We start from the raw sequence: 6,509 nt of genomic DNA, 5'->3' as shown, positions 1-6,509 counted from the left end.
TTAAATAGTTTTTGAGAAAGGATTAAAAATGTTTAAGAATCAAAATATAAAAGTAAAATTGACAATTGCCACAATCATTGCATTGATTTTTTTAGGTACATTAATTACAGTTATTTCAGTTAATAAATCAACTCAAGCTTTATTAAATGCAGAATTTAATAAATTAATGACACTAAAAACTGTAAAGAAAAAAGAGATAAAAGATTATTTCTCTTCATTAAAATCCCTTTTAGTATCACTTGCAAACTCAAATACTACAAAAGAGTCTTTTTTAGAGTTTGAAAAAGGTTTTTATAAATTAGAAGAAGAAGTTAATCTTAATATAGAACAAATAAAAAAAGAGCTTAAAGATGATTTTCAAAGAAACTACTTAAACTCTGTAAACTATAATGTTCCTAATGCAGAAATAAGAAAAGATATTAATAATTATCTACCTGTTTTAAATAGTGCTTTAATTGCACAATATATATTTATTACTGATAATAAGAAATCTCTTGGGAATAAAAATGGTTTAGTTTTTAATAATAAATATGCCTCTTCTTATATGAATGCTCATAAAAAGTATCATGAAAGTTTTGATAAATTTTTAAATGAGTTTGGATTATATGATATTTTTATGGTAGATTTAAATGGAAACTTAATATATACAGACTTTAAAGAAAAAGACTTTGCAACAAATTTAAAAACAGGAGTTTATAGTAATACAGGAATAGCAAAAGTATATAAAAAAGCATTAAATTTAAATAAAGATGAACTTGCTTTTGAGGACTTTGCACCGTATGAACCAAGTTATAATGCAGCAGCTTCGTTTATTGCAACACCAATTTTTATAGAAAATGAGAAAAAAGGTGTGCTTATTTTTCAAATGCCAGTAGATAGAATAAATAGTATAATGGCATTAGAAGGTAAATATAAAGATGCGGGTTTAGGAGAAAGTGGAGAAGTTTATTTACTTGGTAGTGATTATAAAATGAGAAATAACTCTAGATTTACAAAATCAATTGATGATAAAATAGTTCAAGAATTAGGTTCAACAATAGGAGTTTGGCAAATAAAAACTAATTCAACTAAAAATGCTTTAAATAGTGTAAATAAAGATGAAACATTTAAAAGTATAATTGAAGATTATAGAGATATTGAAGTTTTAAGTATATCTAGTAAAATTGATATTTTTTCAACTACATCATGGGCAATTATTGCAGAGATTGATAAATCAGAAGCTTTAAATCCAGCATATAATTTAAGAAATCTAATTACAATTATCTCTATTGTTATAATTATTTTAGTATCAGCAGTGATTCTATTTTTTATTAACAAAATAATAATAAAACCTTTAAAAAGCTTTCAAGTATCACTTTTAGGATTCTTTAAATATTTAAATAAAGAAGCAAATGATATAGAAGAGTTAAAAATCTCTTCAAATGACGAAATAGGATTAATGGCAAAAGAGGTTAATAACAATATTAAAAAAGTAAAAGTGGGATTAGAAGAAGAAAAAGCACTAATAAGTGATGCAAGTAGTGTAATTAATACGGTAAATTCTGGTGTATTAACAAGTAGAATTAAACTTGATTCTAATAACCAAGGTTTAAATGAGTTGAAAAATCTTATAAATAGTATGCTTGATAATTTAGAAGGAAATTTCAAAAATATCTTAAGTATATTGAATGAATATTCAAATTATAACTATTTAAATAGTGTTGATAAGAAAGAGTTAAAAGGTGAATTATCACAATTAATTGATGGAATAAATAATTTAGGAAACTCAATAACTAGTATGCTTATTCAAAACCAAGATAGTGGAGTTAGTTTAAAAGATAGCTCTAATTTATTGTTGTCAAATGTTGATGTATTAAGTACAAGTGCAAATGAAGCAGCAGCAAGTTTAGAAGAAACTGCAGCAGCTTTAGAAGAGATAACAAGTACAGTAATAAATAACTCAAATAATGTTGAAAAAATGAGTAATAATGCAAAAGAACTTACAAAATCAGTAAATCTTGGTCAAGAGATGGCTTTTAATACTACTAAGTCAATGGATGAAATTAATGAGCAAACACAATCAATTGCTCAAGCAATTACTGTGATTGACCAAATAGCATTTCAAACAAATATTTTAAGTTTAAATGCAGCAGTAGAAGCAGCAACAGCTGGTGAAGCTGGAAGAGGATTTGCAGTAGTTGCACAAGAAGTTAGAAATCTTGCTAGTAGAAGTGCCCAAGCAGCAAAAGAGATAAAAAATATAGTAGAAAATGCAACATTAAAGGCTAATGAAGGTAAACAAATTGCAAGTGAGATGATTGACGGGTATAAATCATTAAATGAAAATATTAATGGAACAATTGAGTTAATAAGTGAAGTAAGTGCAGCTTCAAAAGAGCAACAAAGTGGAATAGAACAGATAAACGATGCAGTAACTCAATTAGATCAACAAACACAAAAAAATGCTTCAATTGCAACTCAAACACAAGAAATAGCAACAAAAACTGATAAGGTTGCATCAAAAATAGTTGAAGACACAAAAGAAAAAGAGTTTAAAGGTAAACATTAAATTTTATACCTTTAGTTAAATATTTTTCGTTATAATCTAACAAAAATAAGTAGGACGTTTTATGTTAGATAGAGTTAAAAAATATTTAGGCCATGGAAAAGACCATATTTTTACAGTAATTATAAAAGGTCTTTTCTGGCTTGCTCCAATTGTTGCTATAACTTTACTTGTTATTTGGATTTATGAAAATATTAATGCTTTAACAGGAAGTATGTTTAAACTTTTTGGTTTAAATCCTGAACATCATCCTTTTATATGGACAATTATAGGTGTAGTATTATTAGGTTTTGTAGCTTATTTAATAGGAACTTTTGTTGAAACTAGACTTGGGGACTTTATACAAAGAGTTTATTCAAAAATACCTGGATATAAAACAATTAAAGAGCTTATAAATATTTTTAATACTTCAAAATCTGGAGAGAAAAAAGTTTTAGTGGTTCTTATTAAGGGTTTTACTACTCAAGGGTATAATATAGGTTTAATGTATTCAACTAAAGAAAGTATTATAAAAAATCATTATACTGTAACTTTATCAATGACTCCAATCCCTAATGGTGGATATATGTTTGAAGTTCCAAAAGATAAAATTTATGTTATTGAAGAAGCTAGTTTTGATACAAATTTACAATATCTTTTATCAATGGGAGTTAAATCTTTAGCCGAAATTATTAATGTAGAACCAAAGAATATTGAGCAGTTTCCTTCTTTAGAAGAGTATCTTACAAAGTAATATTTTCAAGATGAGTTATTCGCTCATTTACAACAATAATTGCATCTAATGAGTAAGAAGTATTTAGGTTTTTTATTTGTAAATAGTATTGAATACTTCTTATGAGTTTTGAAATTTTACTTTTTGTTATATTATTTACAGCAGTTTCATAGTTATCTGCAGATTTGACTTCACAAAAGTGATAAGTACTGTTTTTTGTTGCAATTATATCAATCTCTCCTAGTTTTTTAGCATAGAAGTTTTTATCAACAATTTTAAAGCCTTGTGAAATTAAGTATTCACAAGCTTTATTTTCTGCAAGATTACCTTTGTTTTTACTCAAAACTTACTCTTTATCCACCACCAACAAACTGTAAAAGTTCTAGTTTATCTTTGTCATTTGGAGTATATCTATCCCAATCATCTTTTTTTACAATTTCCATATTAACAGCAGCTGCCATAACTTTCTCTTCAATTTGTAAAGATTTAATTATCTCTTGTAGAGTAATACCTTGATTAAACTGTTTTGTTTCTCCATTAATTGTAAGTGTCATTTTAAACCTTTTTATGATTTATGTGAAATTCTAGCTAATTAATCTTTATTATTACTCAAAAAAAAATCCTAAAATATTTTCTAATTTGGTCTTTCTACCATATATCCAATACCTCTAACATTAATAATAAAGTCCTCTTTTAAAACTTTTTTTACTCTATTTACTTCTGCTCTAATTGTAGCTATATCTACATCTTCATCTTCATAAGCATAAGTTCTAAACATATCATAGTTTACAACTAAACTTCTATTTTTTGCAAGTAATGCAATTATAAGTAGTTGCCTTTTAGGAAGTATATGAGGCTCATTATTAAAGTATAAAGTCATTGTTTCTAAATCAAAACTATAATAGTTTGATAATCTTTTGTGTTGTAAAGGGATAACTTTATTTTGTAAAAGTCTATTAATTCTTAAGTGTAACTCTTTTAAGTGAAATGGCTTTTTTAAATAGTCATTGCATCCTATGTTAAAAGCTTTTGAAATATCTTCTATATCTATTAAAGCAGATATGTATATAGTTGGAATTGCTTTTTTCTTTTTATGCAATACCTCAAGAATTGTAAGACCATCAATATTTGGAACATTTATATCTAAAATAAGTAAATCAAACTTTTTTTTCTCTACTATTTCAAGGCACTCTCTTCCATCTCTTGTTGAAACTACTACATGACCAACAGATTCTAAATACTGTTTTATTGCATTATTTAGCATTACATCATCTTCAAGTAGTAAGATTTTCACTTGCTTCTCCTTTAAAAGTATAAGTAAAACAAGTATTGTTTTTATCAGAAACTACATCAATTTGAATATTCTCTTCTTCACAAACTCTTTTTACTAAATTTAAACCTAATCCAAAACCTTTTTGAGTCTTTTCTTCTCTATAATACTCTTCAAAAATCTTTTTTGGGTCTTGAATTACACATGAATGACTAGATATACTTAATATATAATCACTTTTTTTTCTTTTTAAATCAACATAGATATTTTCATTTTCAAAGGTATATTTGATTGCATTTGTTAGGTTATTATCTACAATTCTTTGAAGTTTTGATTCACTAAAAAATATGGGCATTCTTTCTTCATTTGCAAAGAAAATAAAATTAGATTTTACTTGTAATGCAACTTGAGAGAAAAAGTCAATTCTACTTCTTACATAATCAACTAAATCAATTTGAATCTTATTATACACTAATTGGTCTTTTTTTATTAAAAAACTAAGGTCATCATGAATTGAAGAGATATTTTTCATTGCAACTTCAATATTTGAAATATACTCATTTTTTCCATGAATCATCTCATATAACTCTATATTACTCATAATTACAGATAAAGGAGTACTTGTTTCATGTACTGTATGTCTTAAAAACTGTTTTTGAGAAGCAAGAATGCTATTTGAGTAAGCTTTTTGCTTATGAAGTTTTTTTGTTTGTATATCATAATCTTGAGATGATTGTTCAATTAAGTGAGCTAATGCTTTTATTGTTCTTGCATCTTTATTATTACTTTTATTATGTAGTTGTTTGATTTGTATTTTTTCTTTACTTAAGTCTTCACTTAAAGCAACAATAGTTAAAGTTTGGTTTAGTAGTTCATTATGTCCTTTATTGTGAAAAAACTCAGCATATGTAAAAAAACCACTTGTTGAAGTAATATTTGAAAAGGGCTCTATTTCAACATTAATAAAACTTGGCATAAATCTTCTTCTTGCCATACAAGAGTAAAGAAAAAAACTTTGTGGTTTAAACTCTTCTAATAGATTTTTTAGTTCATTTATTGGATTTTGCATAATCATTTCTGCATTACCAAAACCTAATTTTACAACATCACCTTCATTAAAATTACCTGAAAAGCTAAGTGTTTTATCTTTATGTTTTTTTAAAACTGCTCTTGCTGTTTTTATTGAACCATTTTCGATAATTAATGGAAACTCAATACCCGTAGTTGGTAACTCTTTTGCTACTTCTTCCCCTAAATATTTTGCATAAAAATCTGTGGGTTTCATACCAGATATACTATAAACTCTATTCCCTTTTACTTTATTTATAGTGTGTCCAACTCCAATAGTAGACCAATTAAATCTATAATCATTATATACTTTTAAAATATTTGAATTTAAAGCAACTGCAACAGAACCTCTTTTTAAAACTTTATTATTACAAGAGATATATGTTTGAATAAACTCACTATTATCTCCTGCCATTCCTCCACAAATTATTACCTTACTATTTATTGATTCAACCCCTTTTAAAAACTCTTCTGCATTTGTAACTGTTCCATCTGTAAAGATAATAAGAAGTTTTGTATTTTTTGTAATAAGCTCTTGTGCTAACTCTTGACCATTTTTAAAAGAGTCTTTATTTGTACAATAAGCTGTTTGTAAATTTGTGTTTTCAAAAATAGATATAGAAATAACACTACTGTTTGTAGTTACTTGATTCTCAATAATTTCACCATCTGTTGTAGCTCCAATACATTTTGCTTGTGGTAGTTTTTTTATTATAGTGTTTGAATACTCTTGAAGTTTATAATCTCCACAAAAAATTTGTACTAAGATATTTTTATGATTTTTAAACTTTTGGAACTCTATTTTATTGATGTCATTTTGATTATCAATACTGTAATTGTATGTTTTCATGTAGAGATTTTAGCATAAAAAAAGAAAGTTTTAATAAATTATTTTGAACTGTACTCTTAAAAAC

General features: G+C 25.9%; 6 protein-coding genes. 2 read left to right on the top strand and 4 right to left on the bottom strand.

Annotated elements, in window-relative coordinates:
* Window positions 1-28 precede the first annotated feature (28 nt).
* Both CP960_RS00640 and CP960_RS00635 read left to right on the top strand, forming a co-directional pair.
* On the top strand, window positions 29-2,548 hold the full coding sequence (locus CP960_RS00640; protein WP_101183253.1) for a methyl-accepting chemotaxis protein: 2,520 nt from the start codon (window positions 29-31) through the stop codon (window positions 2,546-2,548).
* A gap of 61 nt (window positions 2,549-2,609) precedes the next feature.
* A complete protein-coding gene (locus CP960_RS00635) occupies window positions 2,610-3,278 on the top strand; it encodes a DUF502 domain-containing protein (RefSeq protein WP_101183252.1) in 669 nt (222 codons plus the stop codon).
* On the opposite strand, the gene CP960_RS00630 is transcribed toward CP960_RS00635, so the two are convergent.
* From CP960_RS00630 to CP960_RS00615, 4 genes are all read right to left on the bottom strand, one after another.
* Window positions 3,268-3,600, bottom strand: a complete 333-nt coding sequence (locus tag CP960_RS00630; RefSeq protein ID WP_101183251.1) for a YraN family protein — start codon at window positions 3,598-3,600, stop codon at window positions 3,268-3,270. The genes CP960_RS00635 and CP960_RS00630 overlap by 11 nt on opposite strands.
* Window positions 3,601-3,610: 10 nt before the next feature.
* Window positions 3,611-3,811, bottom strand: a complete 201-nt coding sequence (gene thiS, locus CP960_RS00625; protein ID WP_101183250.1) for a sulfur carrier protein ThiS — start codon at window positions 3,809-3,811, stop codon at window positions 3,611-3,613.
* A gap of 80 nt (window positions 3,812-3,891) precedes the next feature.
* On the bottom strand, window positions 3,892-4,551 hold the full coding sequence (locus tag CP960_RS00620) for a response regulator transcription factor (protein WP_101183249.1): 660 nt from the start codon (window positions 4,549-4,551) through the stop codon (window positions 3,892-3,894).
* Window positions 4,532-6,445 carry an FIST N-terminal domain-containing protein gene (locus CP960_RS00615; RefSeq protein WP_101183248.1) on the bottom strand — a complete coding sequence of 638 codons (1,914 nt, stop codon included), beginning with the start codon at window positions 6,443-6,445 and terminating at the stop codon, window positions 4,532-4,534. The genes CP960_RS00620 and CP960_RS00615 overlap by 20 nt, the downstream gene beginning before the upstream one ends.
* Between the last annotated feature and the right edge of the window lie 64 nt (window positions 6,446-6,509).

Origin of the sequence: Malaciobacter halophilus (genome assembly GCF_002837275.1) — a bacterium.
Classification (GTDB): Bacteria; Campylobacterota; Campylobacteria; order Campylobacterales; family Arcobacteraceae; genus Malaciobacter; species Malaciobacter halophilus.
This window is presented reverse-complemented; position numbering and strand designations above follow the sequence as displayed.